Origin of the sequence: Paraburkholderia phytofirmans (assembly GCF_046028095.1) — a bacterium.
Taxonomy (GTDB): Bacteria; Pseudomonadota; Gammaproteobacteria; order Burkholderiales; family Burkholderiaceae; genus Paraburkholderia; species Paraburkholderia phytofirmans_A.
Genome location: NZ_JAQQDJ010000004.1, coordinates 473,754 through 489,877, shown reverse-complemented (window position 1 = coordinate 489,877; position 16,124 = coordinate 473,754). Strand labels below are relative to the sequence as shown.

At 63.4% G+C, this 16,124-nt stretch carries 17 protein-coding genes; 8 read left to right on the top strand and 9 right to left on the bottom strand.

Annotated elements, in window-relative coordinates; genetic code table 11:
- Positions 1 to 37 precede the first annotated feature (37 nt).
- From PQR54_RS14895 to PQR54_RS14885, 3 genes are all read left to right on the top strand, one after another.
- Positions 38 to 1,093 (top strand): LacI family DNA-binding transcriptional regulator, encoded by a 1,056-nt coding sequence (locus tag PQR54_RS14895; RefSeq protein WP_408246839.1) that lies wholly within the window; start codon positions 38 to 40, stop codon positions 1,091 to 1,093.
- A gap of 439 nt (positions 1,094 to 1,532) precedes the next feature.
- Positions 1,533 to 1,904, top strand: coding sequence for a hypothetical protein (locus tag PQR54_RS14890; protein WP_408246837.1), 372 nt, complete (start codon positions 1,533 to 1,535; stop codon positions 1,902 to 1,904).
- A 388-nt stretch (positions 1,905 to 2,292) separates the two neighbouring features.
- Positions 2,293 to 2,766 (top strand): Lrp/AsnC family transcriptional regulator, encoded by a 474-nt coding sequence (locus tag PQR54_RS14885; RefSeq protein ID WP_168789346.1) that lies wholly within the window; start codon positions 2,293 to 2,295, stop codon positions 2,764 to 2,766.
- A 34-nt stretch (positions 2,767 to 2,800) separates the two neighbouring features.
- On the opposite strand, the gene PQR54_RS14880 is transcribed toward PQR54_RS14885, so the two are convergent.
- On the bottom strand, positions 2,801 to 4,045 hold the full coding sequence (locus tag PQR54_RS14880) for a YbfB/YjiJ family MFS transporter (RefSeq protein WP_408246835.1): 1,245 nt from the start codon (positions 4,043 to 4,045) through the stop codon (positions 2,801 to 2,803).
- Positions 4,046 to 4,322: 277 nt separating this feature from the next.
- Here PQR54_RS14880 and PQR54_RS14875 point away from each other — a divergent pair, with 277 nt between their 5' ends.
- From PQR54_RS14875 to PQR54_RS14865, 3 genes are all read left to right on the top strand, one after another.
- Entirely contained in the window at positions 4,323 to 4,997 is a 675-nt protein-coding gene (locus tag PQR54_RS14875; protein ID WP_408246833.1) for a nitroreductase family protein, read from the top strand.
- Between the two features lie 156 nt (positions 4,998 to 5,153).
- Positions 5,154 to 5,633 carry a hypothetical protein gene (locus tag PQR54_RS14870; RefSeq protein WP_408246831.1) on the top strand — a complete coding sequence of 160 codons (480 nt, stop codon included), beginning with the start codon at positions 5,154 to 5,156 and terminating at the stop codon, positions 5,631 to 5,633.
- Positions 5,634 to 5,645: 12 nt separating this feature from the next.
- Positions 5,646 to 6,491, top strand: a complete 846-nt coding sequence (locus PQR54_RS14865; protein WP_408246829.1) for a 4'-phosphopantetheinyl transferase family protein — start codon at positions 5,646 to 5,648, stop codon at positions 6,489 to 6,491.
- 20 nt (positions 6,492 to 6,511) lie between these two features.
- Here PQR54_RS14865 and PQR54_RS14860 read toward each other — a convergent pair whose 3' ends face one another.
- The 5 genes from PQR54_RS14860 to PQR54_RS14840 all read right to left on the bottom strand — a co-directional run bounded on the left by PQR54_RS14860 (position 6,512) and on the right by PQR54_RS14840 (position 11,096).
- Entirely contained in the window at positions 6,512 to 7,207 is a 696-nt protein-coding gene (locus tag PQR54_RS14860; RefSeq protein WP_408246827.1) for a 4'-phosphopantetheinyl transferase family protein, read from the bottom strand.
- Positions 7,208 to 7,293: 86 nt separating this feature from the next.
- The gene (locus PQR54_RS14855) at positions 7,294 to 7,770 is read right to left on the bottom strand and encodes a hypothetical protein (RefSeq protein WP_408246825.1); all 477 of its coding nucleotides are present in this window, start codon (positions 7,768 to 7,770) and stop codon (positions 7,294 to 7,296) included.
- 300 nt (positions 7,771 to 8,070) lie between these two features.
- Positions 8,071 to 8,307 carry a DUF2783 domain-containing protein gene (locus tag PQR54_RS14850; protein ID WP_408246823.1) on the bottom strand — a complete coding sequence of 79 codons (237 nt, stop codon included), beginning with the start codon at positions 8,305 to 8,307 and terminating at the stop codon, positions 8,071 to 8,073.
- A gap of 66 nt (positions 8,308 to 8,373) precedes the next feature.
- Positions 8,374 to 10,083: an FAD-dependent oxidoreductase gene (locus PQR54_RS14845; protein ID WP_408246821.1), complete on the bottom strand. Its 1,710-nt coding sequence runs from the start codon at positions 10,081 to 10,083 to the stop codon at positions 8,374 to 8,376.
- Between the two features lie 53 nt (positions 10,084 to 10,136).
- Positions 10,137 to 11,096 (bottom strand): MBL fold metallo-hydrolase, encoded by a 960-nt coding sequence (locus PQR54_RS14840; protein WP_408246819.1) that lies wholly within the window; start codon positions 11,094 to 11,096, stop codon positions 10,137 to 10,139.
- 239 nt (positions 11,097 to 11,335) lie between these two features.
- Between PQR54_RS14840 and PQR54_RS14835 the strand changes: the two genes are divergently transcribed.
- Positions 11,336 to 12,223, top strand: coding sequence for an IclR family transcriptional regulator (locus PQR54_RS14835; RefSeq protein WP_408246817.1), 888 nt, complete (start codon positions 11,336 to 11,338; stop codon positions 12,221 to 12,223).
- Positions 12,220 to 13,107, top strand: coding sequence for an IclR family transcriptional regulator (locus tag PQR54_RS14830; RefSeq protein WP_408246815.1), 888 nt, complete (start codon positions 12,220 to 12,222; stop codon positions 13,105 to 13,107). The genes PQR54_RS14835 and PQR54_RS14830 overlap by 4 nt, the downstream gene beginning before the upstream one ends.
- A 13-nt stretch (positions 13,108 to 13,120) precedes the next feature.
- Here PQR54_RS14830 and PQR54_RS14825 read toward each other — a convergent pair whose 3' ends face one another.
- The 3 genes from PQR54_RS14825 to PQR54_RS14815 all read right to left on the bottom strand — a co-directional run bounded on the left by PQR54_RS14825 (position 13,121) and on the right by PQR54_RS14815 (position 16,080).
- Entirely contained in the window at positions 13,121 to 13,984 is an 864-nt protein-coding gene (locus tag PQR54_RS14825; protein ID WP_012428992.1) for a MurR/RpiR family transcriptional regulator, read from the bottom strand.
- A 173-nt stretch (positions 13,985 to 14,157) separates the two neighbouring features.
- Complete coding sequence (locus PQR54_RS14820) at positions 14,158 to 15,240, bottom strand: ABC transporter ATP-binding protein (protein ID WP_408246813.1); 1,083 nt, start codon at positions 15,238 to 15,240, stop codon at positions 14,158 to 14,160.
- Between the two features lie 66 nt (positions 15,241 to 15,306).
- Entirely contained in the window at positions 15,307 to 16,080 is a 774-nt protein-coding gene (locus tag PQR54_RS14815; RefSeq protein WP_408246811.1) for an SDR family oxidoreductase, read from the bottom strand.
- Between the last annotated feature and the right edge of the window lie 44 nt (positions 16,081 to 16,124).

Genomic DNA, 16,124 nt, shown 5'->3' with positions numbered 1-16,124 from the left:
TTTTGATGGACTTCCGTTCTGTGAACGAAGGACTGCCATGTCCGATACGCTTCTTCTCAACGCCGCCGCGCGGGCCCGCATTCCCGACATTGCGCGCGCCGCCGGTGTGTCGACCGCCACGGTGGATCGGGTGCTCAATGGCCGCGAAGGCGTGCGCGCCGTGACGGCGCAACGCGTGCTGCAAGCGGCCGCCCAGCTCGGCTATCTGCTCACGCCAGAGGCGCCCGTGGTGCCCGCCTCGAAGCCGATGCGCATCGCGTTCCTGCTGCCTGCCGGCACCAATCGCTACTTGCATATGCTCGGCGACTACATCGACTTCGCACACGATCAGTGGAACGCGTTGGACATGAAGTGCCGCGTGCATTACGTCGAGAGTTTCAATCCGAAGGAATTGGCCGACCGTCTGTTGCACTACGGGCAGCGTGCGGATGGCGTCGTGTTCATGGCGCTCGAACATCCCGTGGTGCGCGACGCCGTGAATGTGTTGGCGGATCAGGGCGTGCCGGCCATCACGCTTATTTCTGATTTATCGAATGCGCGGCGGCTGGCTTATGTGGGCATCGACAATCGTTCGGCGGGACGCACGGCGGCGTTGCTGCTCGGGCGCTTCATGGGCCCTCGGCCGAGCGGAAAGATCGCGATGCTCGCGGGCAGCCTCAACTATCGTGGGCATGAAGAACGCGAGATCGGTTTTCTGCATTTGATCGAATCGACGTTCCCACAAGTGCGCGTGATCGGATTACGTGAAGGACACGACGACAGCGAGCGCAACTATATGCAAACGCGCAAGCTGCTGGAACAGCATCCCGATCTTGCCGGCATTTACAACAGCGGCGGTGGATCGGATGGCGTGGCGCGCGCGATTGTCGAGGCGCGTTCGGAGCAGAAGATTCTGTTTGTCGGGCATGGCTTGACGCCCGACACGCGAGCCTTGCTCATCGACGGCACCATGGATGCGTTGATCACGCAAGCGCCGCAGGCCATGGTGGGAAATTGTCTGCGTATATTCCGCAACGTGCGCGAAAAGCGCGATGCGATGAGCGACGTGAAGCCCGTGCAATTCAGCATTGTTCTACGGGAGAATTTGCCTTGACGTTGCGGTGGCGATGCCGAAGAGTCGAAGCGGCACGTCAGGCACGCCGGATGCTCCATCACTTTCGTATTCAAACCTCGATACGAAAGGAGATCACATCATGCCTTACCTTCTCGGCTGGTTGCTTGGCGTACCGTTGATCGTACTGGTCATCCTGTACCTCATCTTCCATTAATCGTTGCTACGTACTCGCATGCGCGGTTGATCGGAGGCTCCGTTTTACCGCGCCGCAGCCCATACGGCTACGGCGCGAAAGGCGACGCCAGCGTCGGGGCGTCGCCTTTCGCGCGTCCGTGCAATGCAGTTTGCCGACGCATGGGTGCACGTATCTTTCCGCTTGCACTGCGAGGAATGGCGCGTAAAACTAACCTTCCCTAGTCCGCGCAAATGCCATTTCTGCACACGCACGCTCAGCACGCGTAGGAGCAAGGAGGGACCGATGGCAAGCAACGAGTACACGCTGTCACACCAGGACGTGGTGAAGGCCGTCATTATTCATCAGCATATTCACGAGGGTTTCTGGACGTTGAACATCAATTTCGACGTCGCGGCCGGCCACGCTCCGCAACTGCCCGACCCTTGCCTTGCCGTGACGATCAAGGGCATCGGCATCATGCGTGCGTCGCCTTCAGATCCGTTCGCGATCGACGCCGCTGTCGTTAATCCGGCGGCGCCGCAGCATGTGGAGGGAACGGTACACATCGCGGCGGGTGTCAACGGCACGCATCAAGGCGGTATGCAATTTTGCCGTGACGTCTATCGCAATGTCGCGGTACAGAGCGCGGCCAAAGCGCCGACCAAACGCGGTTGAGCAAGCGGCTACATGCTTGCTTCTCAGCGTCACGCCGCGTTCTCTGCAGGTCGAGGGACCGAGCCGCGCGGACGGTCATGCTGGTAGACATTCAGGAACATGCGTCCATGCCCGGCGAGCGCGTCTTACGGCGCTGATGACGCCGCAATTCGCCCGCGTGCCGCCTTCCTGTGAAAAGGCGGCGAGACACCGGATGGCAGCTTGTGGCCGCGTGAGGCTGCGGGCGCGTGGCCCGCGGCCCGGACGGTTGTCCCGGACATGAATGCACCCTGAAAATATACCGGGACACCGGCTGGATAGGCTTCTTAAAGCCATGAGCTTCCCACGCGATACCGGGACGATCTTCCGTTAGAATGCGCTTTTCCAGGACAAGCTTCCGGTGACGCGTATGACCATCCGAAATCGCCCGCTCGACAACCAGGATCGCAAGATCATGCGCGAGTTGCAAAAGAACGCGCGCCTGAGCAATGCCGAATTGGCGGAGCTGGTCGGCATGTCGACCACCGCGTGCTGGAATCGCACGCGTCAACTGGAAACCGAGGGGTATATCCGCGGCTACGTTGCGCTGCTCGATCAGCAGAAGCTCGGCTTCGCGGACATCGTCCTGCTCGAAGTCACGCTCGACCGTCACGACGACGACGCCCTCGCGCGCTTCGGCGCCGAACTGGCGACGCTAACCGAAGTGCTGGAGGCGTATCTCGTATCGGGCGACTACGACTATCTGGTGAAGGTGGCGGTCGACGGTACGGCAGGCTACGAGCGGTTTCTGCGTGAGAAGCTCTACAAGATCGCCGGCATCCGTCATAGCCGTTCGATGTTTGCCTTGCGTTGCATGAAGAGCATCCCGTCCGTGCAGGTTTGAAAAGCGTGCAGCGCACAGGCGTGCATGCGTGGAATCACGTTCGGCGCAACGCCTTCTGACACGCCGCCAGCACTGCACCCGCCGCGAGCAGCAGCGCGGAATAGACGAGCCCGCGCGCGAGACCCGCGCCGTCCGAGACCCAGCCAATCACCATCGGCCCGACGATCTGTCCGAACGCGAACACGATCGTGAACGCGCTAATGCCCTTGGCCCAATGACTCGCGGGCAGATTGTGGCGCACGAAAGCCGTGGTCGACGCCACGGCGGAGAGAAAGGTCGCGCCAAACAACACGCCGGATACGAACGCCACCCATGGCTGCGTGAACAACGCGGGCAGCAGCGTCGCGATCGCGAGTAAAGCGTTCAGCACCGCGAGCGCCTGGCCGCCGCGCATGCGATCCAGTAACCCCGACCACACCCGCGCCGAGACCACAGTCGCCACGCCGAGCAGCAGATAGAAGCACGTGACGACAGCCGCGCTCATGCCCGCATTGCGCAGCAGCGCGACGATAAACGTCATGTAGCCGATATAGCCGACGCCGAACAACGTGTAGCCAGCCAGCGCGAGACTGAATCGCGGCCAGCGGGGGGCATCGGCGGCGGCGTGCGATTGCGCGGCCGACGACGGCATCGCGTGCACGCGCTCGATTTTTCGCGCTGCGCCGACGGCCACCGCCGCGAGCGCCGCACACGCGAGCGCGAGTGCGAACCACGCGAACTGCCAGCCGTGCGCGACGTTGAAGATAGTCAACGGCACCAGCACCGACGACGCCACGATGCCCCACCCCGTACCGCCGTAATACAAGCCGAGGACGAGCCCCGCGTCGTGCGGTCTCGCCGATGCAAGCCGCGCCGCCAACACGCCGCCGCTGATGAAAATCGCCGCGCTGCTCACACCGGTGATCACGCGCAAGGCGAGCAGCGCGTTCGTGTCGGCGAGCAAGCCGCTGCAGGCCATCAGCAGCGCGGTCGCCACGCAACCGCCGCAGAATAATGCGCCGGCCGACCAGCGGCGCGCGAGGTGCGGGAAAGCCAGCGCGCCCAGCAGATAACCGAGCGCGTTGGCCGTATTCATCGCGCCGGCCTGCGCGAAACTCCAGCCGAGGTCGAGTTTCATCGACGGCAACAGCAGCGCGTACGCGAAGCGGGCGAGTCCGAGCGCGATCGCGCTGCCCAAGGATAGGGACGCGGCGAGCATCAGCGTAGGGAGGCGCTGCGCTGCTTCGGTGGGCTCGGAAGTCGAGACGGAGGCGTCGAGTGTTTTTGTTTTTGTCGGCATGGGGCGAGCGAAAGTGGGCAAGAAGGCTGCAAGCCGCTTTTGTCAGAAAGGGCTCAATTCGGCACTTCGTCATCATATCCGGGGGCGCCGGGGGCGGTTGACCGTTAGTTGCGTCAGTGGCTTGCGGCTTCGGCGGCTGATATCACCCGCATTTTGCGGAGAGCGCGGGGACCAAGGCGAAAACCCAACCACGAAGACAATTTCTAAATGCGAATGATTTGCATTTACTAGCGAATTAGCTCATTATTCAGCCCATGCCATCAGCCGAACCCAAATCATGACGACGCTAGACATCACCCGCCCCGAAACCGAAAGCGAGCACCCAGCGGCGGCAAAACCTGCCCCCGGTGCCGGCCCGAATGCTTCGGCGGCGCTCGACGTCCTGCTGTCCCGCCAATCGCAATGGCCGCTGACCGAGCCCGGTCCGGCGGACGCCGAACTCGACCTGATCTTCGACGCCGCCTTGCGCGCACCGGATCACGGCAATCTGCGTCCCTGGCGCTTCGTGACGATTCGCGGCGATGCGCGCGGCGCACTCGGCGACGTGCTGGTCGACCTCGCCAGCGCCCGCTCGCCGGACGAACCGCGTTCGGCGCATGCGCATCGTCGGCAGAAGGCATTCGCCGCGCCGCTGGTGATCGCGCTCGGTGCGGCGATCTCGGCGCATCCCAAGGTGCCCGAGATCGAGCAATTGCTGGCTGCCGGCGCGGCGGCGATGAACATGCTCAACGCGATCCACGCGCTCGGCTACGGCGGCTTCTGGTCCACCGGACCGGACAGTTACGAAGCACGCCTGCGCGACGCGCTCGGCTTCGGGCCGAACGAGCGCCTGCTCGGCTTCATCTTTGTCGGCACGCCGAAAACATTGGGGCAAGCACCGGCGCGTCCGGCGCGAAGCAAGCACGTGCGCGAATGGAAACCGACGCAGCCGACGCCGCCGGCTCAAAGCTGAAGCAAACGCCGCGGTAACCGCAACAAACGCATAAGCACCCGACGCAGGCTCTGCGTCATCGCCCATCCGTCGCACGCGACAAGCGCTGGCCTGCGACGCGGCATCCGTCCCATCCGGCCGGCGCGATTCATGGACCGTGTCCATTCAGGAGCATCGATGAACTTTCGCTCTCAACACAGCAGCCGTCCGGAGCTGATCGACGATCATCCGACCGACACCGCCGACGCGCCCGACCGCACCGTCCTGAGCGCCGTCCGCACATGGCTGCGGCCCGCTTGCGAAACGGCGCGCGGCGGCGTGCACTGGCGCGACATTCTCAGCGGCGTCGGTCTGCGACAGGACGGCATCGAACACTTCGATCTGCTGATGCGTTCGCTGATGCACGTGTCGTATCGTCCGCTCGATATGCGCTGCCGGTGCGCCAGCGACCTCGGCAAGGACGAAGCGGTGATCCTGCAGACCATCGCGTTGCTGCAAAGAACGCATAGCGGCGCGGCGTTGCGCATGTTGAACGAATGGCTGCCCGCGCCCGCGGTGAGTGGCGTCCTGAAGCTGCTTCGCTGGTTCGCCATCGATCTGCTCGACGCCGGTGTGGAAATCGACGTGCAAGCACGGCGCGTCACCTACATGCATTGAGGAAGCAGGCCTATGTCATTGGAACTGGACCAGGCTTGCCCGGCGACTTCGCGTGAGCGCGACAGCCGCGAGTCACGCGAAGTCGTCGCTGAACGCAGGGCCGGCGAAGCTGCCGTGCAGGCCGCCAGCACTGCACCCTCCACCGCGGCTGCGCCCGCATTCCTGTGCCATCCGTTGACGCGCAGCCATCCATACAACGTCGCCGCGCCGCGCGCAGGCGAGTTGCATCTTTGGCGGTTCCGCTGCGAATGGCTGCCGGTGCCGGTTCAGGAAGGCGATACCTGGTTGTCGAAGAGTGAACGCGAGCGCGCGCGGCTGCATCCGAACGCCGCGTTGCGCAAACGCTTTATCAGTGCACGCGTGGTGGTGCGCTGGATCGTCGGGAATCTGTTCGACTGCGAGCCGCACGCCGTCGATCTGCAAGACGACGGCAACGAGAAGCTGCGGGCGCGTCATCCTCGCGACGGCCGCGGCATTACGATCGATATCGCGTACGGCGGCATCTGGATCGTGATCGGCGTTGCATCGGCGACGCTGGGATTGAGCGTCATCGTGCCTTCGCCCGGCGCGGCGCCCGACGAGACGCCGGAAGCCTCGCGCCGGCGCGCTCGCTACGGCAGTCTTTGCAATGCGCTGCGTTACGCGCCCGTCGACATCGATATCGAATTGCTGTTCAGCCACACCGCAACCGGTGCGTTCGATCTCGCAGAACATGGCCGCTGGCATGTGCTCGATGTCCCGATGGCCGGCAAGATTCGCGCGGCGGTCGCGCTTGCGCAGCCGGCCAGGCAGCCGCTCACTCACGTGCATACGTTCGGCTGGCCGAAGGGTTTGGCGTTCGGTCAGGCAAACGCCTAGCGTGCTGAGTCTGTTTGCGATTACCGGAATGTGGTCTCCGACCACGCTACGCATGCAGCGTAGGCGTCCGGTGCCGCAAGCCAGTGCGCCGCGACATCGCGCATATCCGCGGGAATCTGCTTGCGCAGCGTCACGCGCGTACTCTCACGCGGCAGCACCGTCAAATGCTGCAACCCGCGCGTGATGCCCACGCCCGTTGTTTTGACGAGCGCTTCCTTGGCGACCCACGCGTCGTAAAACGCAGCGCTCCGCTGTCCCGCGTCGAGACGTCCGATCCACGCGGTCTCTTCTTTATCGAGCGTCAACGCCGCAATCGAACGCCAATCGAATTTGTCGCTGCACTGCTCGATATCGACGCCGACGCGCCGAACCGCCGACATGGCGATCAGTCCGTGCGCGCCCGCATGCGAGACATTGAAATCGAAGCGATCCGAATCGGCGATGTGAGGGCGGTGGTTGGCGTCGAGCGAAAAACGCACGGCGTGCGCTGCGATATCGAGCCGCCGCGCGAGTTCTTCACGCAACGCGGCGCGCACGCTGGCGAAGCGCAGCGCGTCTTCATGACGGCGAAAGTGGCGGGCGCGCGTGCGTTCGTCGTCGCTGAGGGATGCGAAGGCAGGCGCGTCGAGCGACGCAGTGAAGTCGATGTCGATCCGCCACAGTGCAATGTCGGGCGGGCCGTCGTGAGGCAGCGGAACAGGGTCGATGGAATACATGGTTCGGATGTGATGGGTGCAATCGCGGACGCATAGCCGCGACTCTACCCGATATCACGTCCGAAGCCTTGATCTCTAGCGACGCTTCACGCCTTCGACGTATCACTGACATGATTCATCAACCGACAAAGGGTGGGGTGACACCCAAGAGACTGCGGCGCGTTCTTCACGCAGTTCGCGAACCGCCGCGACCAGAATGCATCATTCGACACCGCTGCGTTAGTACCACTGGCGATTTTTTCACGGCATGCTGCAAGCGTCGCGGCCAACGCTTTCGCGCTCAGAGGATGCGCGTAATTAACCGCTGGATATTCGCCGAACAACTGCGCTAATGGCGAATCTTCGACGGAGGCCAATTCTCCGGCCGCGAGCTGTGCGGCAATCTGCAGCACTTCGCACTCGACTTCGAAAAAAAACGATTCAGGCACGTCCAGACCCGGCGCGTAATGGCTGATCCAGAGCAACGCCGATTCGGCAAACTGCGCGGGAGAAAGCCATTTACCGTCGACTTTCATCGCCGCCAACTGTTGAACGACAAGGTCGCTTATCAAAAACAATTTCATCTCGTGTCTCTTTCCAGCCGAACGTGGGAACTTGCCCACGGGCAACGCACGAGGAGATGGTGCGCCGGCACGAAGCAATCTGGCCCACCGGAGCGTCACACCCTATGCATCCCTAGCTCAACAAGCCGGCTAGTATGAGTCAGCACACCAGCCACGTTGCTAAGAAGAATCTGATAGTCGGAAAGAAAAAATTGAGAGAAATCCACCGCGAGTTTTAGAGAAAGCGCGCGCAACAAATCATTACTATCGAAGTCTTCCGACATCTGCGTTGCGCAAGTTAATTTTGGTCGCGCGAGGAGCTTAAGCGGCTAGCGGATGTGCTTCACCATTTCGCGCCGGCATGTCGATTACGCCGTCGCGGGCATGCCGTATCGCTTCGAGCAGCGTGGCGTGATCGCCGATATGGTTGGCGAGCAGCAGGATGAGTTGCGCATTGGCCGACTGGCTCTGCGCATCGTCCAGATCGCGATGCATATCGATCAATGCCTCGTAGAAATCATCGGGGCGGGCGAGATTCGGTTGCGTGTTAAGTGTCATGTTTGTCTCCAGCTATTTTTTTCCTGATGCCGCGCGCGTGCCACTCAAGCGGCGTTCTGCGCACGTTCAAGCGGTACCTTCGACGCACAGCGCGCGTTTCAACGCGTCCGCGACATCACCCGCATCGAGTTGCCGCCAGCGCGCGCAGACATGCTGGTCCGGACGGATCAGATAGAACGTGCCGGGCTTTGCGTCGTAACGTGCGTGAGCCAGCCCTTCGATATCGTGCGCCACTTGCGCGTCCACCGACACAACGGCCTGCGGATCGCCACGCGTCACCACGACGAGCTTCAGCGGAATCGGTCCCGCGCGCAACCTGTCCAACGCTGCCTGAACCGATTGATCGATACCTTGCTCGCCGCAGAACAGCACGCCGGTGAATTGCTGACCGAGTTGCCGCAGCAGCCATGCCGGTTGTGCCGCGACTTGCACCGGTGCATCGACGCACGCCGCGCCCGGCACCATCGCCCCCTCAAACTCGTCACCGTCCGCTGTATTCAGCGGAGAATCACGCAACACAGCCGGCACGGACAGCCGGCCGCTATTGGCCAATTGCCGTGCAAACGGATGATGACGCGAGAGCTTCAGCACCGCATCGCGGAACACGCGGCTGACAGGACTCTTCGGCGTAATGAAATCGGTGGAACGCGTGGAATTGCGGATGTTCTCATCAGCGGCGAATTCGCGTTCGCTTGCATAGGTGTCGAGCAAAGCATCGGAGGCTTTGCCTTCGAGCACCATCGCCAGTTTCCATGCGAGGTTCTCCGCGTCCTGCACGCCGCTATTCGCACCACGCGCGCCGAACGGCGACACCCCATGTGCGGAGTCTCCGGCGAACAGCACGTTGCCATGGCGGAAGCGCTCCATGCGCAAACACGAGAACGTATAGACGCTGACCCATTCCAGCTCGAACTTCGCGTCCGGCCCGAGCAACGCGCGCACGCGCGGGATCACCCGCTCCGGCGTTTTTTCCAGCACCGGATCGGCGTCCCACCCTAACTGGAAATCGATCCGCCACACGTTATCCGGCTGCCGATGCAGCAGCACCGATTGATTCGGATGAAACGGCGGATCGAACCAGAACCAGCGTTCGGTCGGAAACTCCGCTTCCATCTTGACGTCGGCGATCAGGAAACGATCTTTGAACGTCACACCTTTGCTGTCGAGCCCCATCAGATTGCGGATCGGACTGCGCGAGCCGTCGGCGGCGACTACATAGCGGCCGCACAACGCGTACTCGCCATCAGGCGTGTCCACTGTGAGCGTCACGCTGGCGTCGTGCGTGCCGGGCGTGCCGTTTTGCTGCACGCCGACCACTTTGCTTTTCCAGCGGATCTCGAGATTCGGCATCTCCTGCGCGCGTTCGAGCAGGAAACCTTCGACGTAGTACTGCTGCAGGTTGATGAACGCGGGCCGGCTATGGCCCGCTTCCGGTTGCAGATTGAACGTGTACACCAACTCGTCTTTCAGGAACACTTTGCCGACATTCCAGCTGACGCCCTTGTCCACCATTCGCTGCCCGCATCCCAGGCGATCGAAAATATCGAGCGAGCGCTTCGAGAAGCAGATCGCCCGCGATCCCGTGGACAACGAACAATCGTCGTCGACCAGCACGACCGGCACGCCCTGCTGCGCGAGATCGATCGCGGTGGCGAGACCCACCGGGCCGGCCCCGACCACGATCACGGGATAGGCCGCCTGTTCCGCGCCGCCCTGCGCGCTCTGTTCGCGGCACGGCTGATATTCGAACGACAGCGTCTGGTAGTTGATACTCATCTTGTGTCTCCGTCCTTCTCCGCTCTGCTGGTCTTGCTGTGCGTCTGTTCTTATCAGGCTTGCAGTGCGTCCCACATTTCCTTGTCGCGCTGCGCGGTCCAGATACGCGGATGCGTGATACCGCTTGCTTCGTCGACAGCACGCGACACGTCGAACGGCAGACAGTGCTCGTAGATGAAGACGTGGCCGAACTTCGGATCCATGGCCTTGCGCGTGTGTTCCATCGCGGCCTTCAGATCGAGTTTCTGTTCGACGGCTTCACGGCCTTGTTGCAGCAGCGTGGTGACGAAATCTTTCGTGTAATCGAGACCCTTGTTGACGTCTTCCGGCGTGGTCAGCGCAGGGCCGCGGCCCGGCACGAGCTTGTCGGCTTTCAGCGCGCGCAATGCTTCGAGCGTGGCCGGCCATTGTTCGAGCTGCGCGTCGCCGCAATAGCAAGCTGCGTCGTACTCGACCAGATCGCCGGAGAACAGCACCTTTTGCGACGGCAGCCATACGACCGTATCGCCCTTCGTATGACCCGCGCCGAGATGCGCGATGCGCACTTCGAGCTTGCCGAGGAACAGCGTCATCTCCTTTTCGAACACCAGCGTCGGCCACGTCAGCCCCGGCACCGTTTCGACGCCCGCAAACAGACGCGGGAAGCGTTCGATTTCCGACTTCATGTCCGCTTCGCCGCGCTCGACGATCATCTCGTATGTGCCGCGGCTCGCGATCACTTCCTGCGCGCCTTCCTCGAAATACGCCGACGCGCCGAGCACGCGCACCGCGTGGTAATGCGACAGCACGACGTATTTGATCGGCTTATCCGTGACGCTGCGAATCTTCGCGATGAGGTCTTGCGCCATGGCCGGCGTGGCGGTGGTGTCGACGATCAGCACGCCGTCGTCGCCGATGATCACGCCCGAGTTCGGATCGCCCTCGGCGGTGTACGCGTAGGCGTTCTCGGATAGCTTGGTCCACGTGACTTTCTTGACTTCCAGGTCGGCCTGGGATGCGAATGCCTTTGCCATGCTTGTCTCCCTCAAAAGTTGGACGTGAGGCGAGACGGCCGGCTGCGCGAATGCCGCGCGGGCTGACGGTATTGGAGGATTGTCTCGCCCCGTTTCTTGACTCTATAACTGCGCCGGTGTGTCGGGGTGAATGCATCTTAGGACGGCGTCAGTTTATTTGTCAATAGCGAAATGTATCGCTATACGCAAATCTTGAGGAGCCTAAGATGATGACAGGAAGGCACAGGCCTTCGGATAACATGGACCCTTTTTCACGGACGAGCGCGAGTGTGAGCAAAGCAGCGAAATCGGCCACGGGCAAAGGCGCGGGCGGCAGCGAGACGGCGGACGGCGGCAAGACGCAGCGCGGCATTCAAAGCGTCGAAGTGGGCGGCCGCGTGTTGCTGGCGCTCGCGCAAGCGCGCACGCCCCTCGCCTTGTCCGACCTCGCCAGCGCGGCGCAACTCGCGCCGGGGCAGGCGCACGCGTATCTGGTGAGCTTGAGCCGGCTGGGCTTGATCAAACGCGACGAGTTGTCGGGCCGCTACGAACCCGGTCCGCTGTCGTTGCGGCTCGGTTTGCTGCACCTGGAAAACCAGCCGGCGTTTCGCGCCGCCGTGCCGCGCGTGGCCGCGTTGGCCGAAGCGATCGGCTTCAGCGTCGCGATCTGTATTGCCGGGCCGCAAGGGCCGACCATTGTTCGCTATGAGCATGCGGGCTTTCCGTTGCACGTCAATTTGCATGTGGGCACGGTGATGTCGTTGCCGGCTACGTCGACGGGACGGGTGTTTTGCGCTTATTCGCGGCGCGAGGTGCTTGACGCAATGTGGTCGAATCAATCGGGCGCGATTGGCAACGCCATGACACCGTCTGACGAAAGCGCCGCCTTCGAAGCCGCGTTGGCCGCAATCCGCGCGCGTGGCCTCGCGTGCAGCGTGGATATGCCGAGTCCGGGCATCAGCAGTCTGAGCGCGCCCGTGCTGGATGCCGACGGCCGCTTGTCGCTGGCGCTGACGGTGATCGGCTCGACCGGTGCGATCGAGGTCGCCGCCGACGGTCCGATCGCGCGTGCACTGCTTGCGACGGCGCGCGACATCGGCGCTGAACTGGCAACCGCCCCTTCCTTGCTGGCAACTTCCGCATCGTGACCGACTCTCTCGACACTTCTCACGCCCATTCCGCCGCCGATGCGAAACCGCAGCGCGGCATCCAGTCGCTCGACAGCACGGGCGAATTGCTGGCCGCGCTGGTCGCGGCGGCTCGGCCGTTGAACCTGCGCGATCTTGCGGCCGCCGCGGGCATGCCGCCGGCAAAGGCGTTTCCGCATCTGGTGAGTCTGCTGAAAATCGGCTTGCTCAATCGCGATGCGTCAGGCTGCTTCGAAGCCGGGCCGCTCGCGCTGGAGTTGGGTTTGATCGGATTGCAGCGCTTGTCGCCGACGCGTGAAGCGGAGCCCGAGGTGGTCGAACTCGCGGCGACGACGGGCATGAGCGTCGCGATGGCGGTGCTCGGTCCGCTTGGGCCGACCGTCGTGCGTCTGGAGGAGTCGGCGCGGCCGCTGCATGTGAGCTTGCGGGTCGGCACGGTGATGTCGCTGGCTAATACGGCGATCGGCCGCGTGTTCGCCGCCTATGTCGCGGACGATGTGCGCGCGGGTTTGCTGGTGCAGGATCATCTGCGGTTGGCGGGGGCGGATGCGGCGGAGGTTTTTGCAGGAAAGCCGGCGCCGGCGGGCAAAGCTAAAGCTGCGGGCGACACGGACGCGGCGTCGGCATTGCCGCCGCTGACGCAAGCCTACGCGCAGCGTCTCGCGCAAATCCGAGCGGATGGGATCGACACTGCCCTCAGCCGGCCTGTTCCGGGCATTAACACGCTGGCCGCGCCGGTGCTGGATCATACGGGCAGCATCTGCCTCGTTCTGGCGTTGATGGGGCCGAGCGGCAGCTTCGACAGTGATTTGGCGGGTGGGCCGGCGCAGACTTTGCGCGCCGCGACGTCGAGGTTGTCGCGGCGGTTTGGGTGGATGGCATAGCACCGCTACCGCCTCAATCCCCCGCCGCCTCCGGCTCATGCGAAGCCAGCCTCGCCTTCGCATGCCGCATCTTCTCGAGCGTCTTCGGCCCGGCCTTGAGCGCGACGCCGATCGCCAGCGCGTCCATGATGCAAAGATGCACGAGCCGCGACACGCCCGGCGTGTTCGGATCGATCGGGCTCGGCACGCGCAGCAGCAGCGGAATATCCACCAGCCAAGCCAGCCGCGAGCCGACATTGGTCAGCGCAATCGTGGTCGCGCCACGCTCCTTGGCAATCTGAATGCTCTCGTTGACTTCAACACTACGACCCGAATGCGAAATCGCGAAAGCCACATCGCCCGGTTCCATCAAGCCCGCGTAAAGACGCTGCAAATGCCCATCCGTAAACGCCGTGGATGCAATATCGAGCCGCAGAAACCGCAGCGCCGCGTCTTGCGCGACCAGCCCCGAGCCCGAACCGACGCCGAAAAAGAACACCCGCCGCGCGCTGGACAACGCCGCGATCGCACTCTCGACCACCGCCGGATCCAGCGCGCCGCGCGCATGCGTGATGCCGTCGACCGCGGCCTCGCCCACCTTGTCCATGAGCGTCTGCACGTCGTCGTCGCGCGCCACCGCCGTGGATGCATAGGGCAACCCGCCCGCCACGCTCTGCGCCAATTGCATCTTGAAGTCGCGCAGACCATGCGCACCGATAGCGCGGCAAAAGCGCGTGACGGAAGGCTCGGACACCTCGGCGCGCTGCGCGAGTTCGGTGATGCTCGCGCGCATCGCGAAGTCGACGTCGCTCAGCACCATCTCGGCGACCTTGCGCTCGGCCGGCCGCAAATTGGCGAGTGCGCTGCGGATGTGGGGAATCAAGTTCGGTGCGGACACCCGGTGTTCCTTCAAAGCGCCCCCAGACCTGTCGCTTCGCGCCAGGCCCCCGACGGGGTGAGAAAACCTGGAGCGGCCCGGCGCATTCTCATGCGTTAAATAAATCCGCGTCGCGTCGCAGCTTCAGTGAGCCTAAGGCAAGCTCGTATCAACCTCAAACGGCAACACGCGGGTCAGACCAGCCTGCGTCCACTCTCCGTATCGAACAGATGAATATGCTCGGCCGGCAAACGCAGCGTGACGCGCTGGCCGGGCTCGATTTTCGAGCGCTGACGCGTCGTCACGCACCACGTGCTGCCGCCTATTTTCCCGTACAAGTGAGTCTCCGCACCAGTCGGCTCGACCACTTCGACTTCCATCGTCGCGTCCGGTGCTTGCGTCATGGTTTCGATGTGTTCCGGCCGCACGCCGAGCGTGACCTTCGCGCCAACCACCGCCGACGCGGGCGCACCTTCCAGCACGATCTCGCCGCCGTCCGTGAGTTTCAGCGTGAGGCCCCGACCTTGCGCGCGGTTCGCAATCACGCCTTCGGCAAAGTTCATCGACGGCGAGCCGAGAAAGCTCGCCACGAACAGATTCGCCGGATGGTCGTACAGTTCCAGCGGCCGGCCGATCTGCTCGATCCGCCCCGCGTTCATGACGACAATGCGGTCCGCCATCGTCATGGCTTCGATCTGATCGTGCGTGACGTAGATCACCGTATTCTTCAGCCGCTGATGCAGCGCCTTGATTTCGGTGCGCATCTGCACGCGCAGCTTGGCGTCGAGATTGGACAACGGCTCGTCGAACAGGAACAGCGAGGGCTCGCGCACAACCGCGCGGCCCATCGCCACGCGTTGCCGCTGGCCGCCCGAGAGCGCGCGCGGCAAACGATCCAGATAGCCGCCGAGGTTCAGCATCTTCGCCGCGGCTTCGATCCGCGGCTTGAAACTCGCCGCCGACTCCTTGCGAATCCGCGGCCCGAACGCGATGTTTTCGTAGACGGACAAATGCGGATACAGCGCGTAGCTCTGGAACACCATCGAGATATTGCGCTGCTGCGGCGCGAGAGTGTTCGCGCGCGTGCCGCCGATCATCAGATCGCCGCCGCTGATTTCCTCGAGCCCCGCCACCATGCGCATCAACGTGCTCTTGCCGCAGCCCGACGGCCCGACCAGCACGACGAACTCGCCGTCGTCGATGTCGAGATCGATGCCGTGCACCACTTGCGTGTCGCCATAGCGTTTGAAGATGCCGCTCAGTTGCACTGCTGCCATGCTGTCCTCATCGTCTTGCCTGGTTGACTCGATCTCGTGCTGCTTTTGCGCGTTGCTTCAGTCGATTCAGAGCGACTCGAGCGTCAGTTCTTCCGCCATCAAACGGTTGCCGGCCATCAGGCCGCCGTCTACCGGCAACGCGACGCCGGTAATGACGCGCGCCATCGGCGAGGCCAGAAACAGCACCGCGTCGGCGATGTCGTCGGGCGTCGCGAAGTCGCGCAACGGGTACCACTTTTTCAGATCCTCGAAGACCTGCGGGTTCTTGTCGACGCGCGCCTGCCACGCCTGCGTCTTCACCGTTCCCGGACACACGATGTTCGCGCGAATGCCGTAGCGGCCGAGTTCGAGCGCGAGCGCCTTCGTATAACTGATGAGCCCGGCCTTCGCCGCGCTGTACGCCGGATGACCGAGCGCGGCCATGCCGTTCACCGAACCGATCAGCACCAGCGCGCCGCGCTGCCGCTCGATCATCGACGCGCGCACCGCTTCGACCGTGTGATACGTGCCGTTCAGATTCAGATGAATGTCGCGCTGCCAGCTCGCGACGTCGGTCGTGGCGAGCGTCAGACCTTCTGCCGCGCCCGCGTTGGCGACCAGCACGTCCACCGGACCGCGCAACTCGACCGCGGCGGCCACCGCTTGCTGCACTGCGGCGGCGTCGCCGAGATCGACCGCAATCGGCGTGACATGCGCCTCGCCGAGCTGCGCGCTCAGAGCCTTCAGCGCGGCGGCGTCGATGTCGAGCGCCAGCACCGTATCGCCCTGCTCCACGAAGCGCTTGCACAACACGCTGCCGATGCCGCCGCAAGCGCCCGTTACCAACACCACACGATTCATTGTCCGCCTCGCTGTTCAACCAAGCCGCCAGCCCGGATTAGCGT

Bases quoted from the DNA above. Each gene is read 5' to 3' on its own strand.
- PQR54_RS14895 (WP_408246839.1), top strand. From the start codon at position 38: ATGTCCGATACGCTTCTTCTCAACGCCGCCGCGCGGGCCCGCATTCCC.
- PQR54_RS14890 (WP_408246837.1), top strand. From the start codon at position 1,533: ATGGCAAGCAACGAGTACACGCTGTCACACCAGGACGTGGTGAAGGCC.
- PQR54_RS14885 (WP_168789346.1), top strand. From the start codon at position 2,293: ATGACCATCCGAAATCGCCCGCTCGACAACCAGGATCGCAAGATCATG.
- PQR54_RS14880 (WP_408246835.1), bottom strand. From the start codon at position 4,045: ATGCCGACAAAAACAAAAACACTCGACGCCTCCGTCTCGACTTCCGAG.
- PQR54_RS14875 (WP_408246833.1), top strand. From the start codon at position 4,323: ATGACGACGCTAGACATCACCCGCCCCGAAACCGAAAGCGAGCACCCA.
- PQR54_RS14870 (WP_408246831.1), top strand. From the start codon at position 5,154: ATGAACTTTCGCTCTCAACACAGCAGCCGTCCGGAGCTGATCGACGAT.
- PQR54_RS14865 (WP_408246829.1), top strand. From the start codon at position 5,646: ATGTCATTGGAACTGGACCAGGCTTGCCCGGCGACTTCGCGTGAGCGC.
- PQR54_RS14860 (WP_408246827.1), bottom strand. From the start codon at position 7,207: ATGTATTCCATCGACCCTGTTCCGCTGCCTCACGACGGCCCGCCCGAC.
- PQR54_RS14855 (WP_408246825.1), bottom strand. From the start codon at position 7,770: ATGAAATTGTTTTTGATAAGCGACCTTGTCGTTCAACAGTTGGCGGCG.
- PQR54_RS14850 (WP_408246823.1), bottom strand. From the start codon at position 8,307: ATGACACTTAACACGCAACCGAATCTCGCCCGCCCCGATGATTTCTAC.
- PQR54_RS14845 (WP_408246821.1), bottom strand. From the start codon at position 10,083: ATGAGTATCAACTACCAGACGCTGTCGTTCGAATATCAGCCGTGCCGC.
- PQR54_RS14840 (WP_408246819.1), bottom strand. From the start codon at position 11,096: ATGGCAAAGGCATTCGCATCCCAGGCCGACCTGGAAGTCAAGAAAGTC.
- PQR54_RS14835 (WP_408246817.1), top strand. From the start codon at position 11,336: ATGGACCCTTTTTCACGGACGAGCGCGAGTGTGAGCAAAGCAGCGAAA.
- PQR54_RS14820 (WP_408246813.1), bottom strand. From the start codon at position 15,240: ATGGCAGCAGTGCAACTGAGCGGCATCTTCAAACGCTATGGCGACACG.
- PQR54_RS14815 (WP_408246811.1), bottom strand. From the start codon at position 16,080: ATGAATCGTGTGGTGTTGGTAACGGGCGCTTGCGGCGGCATCGGCAGC.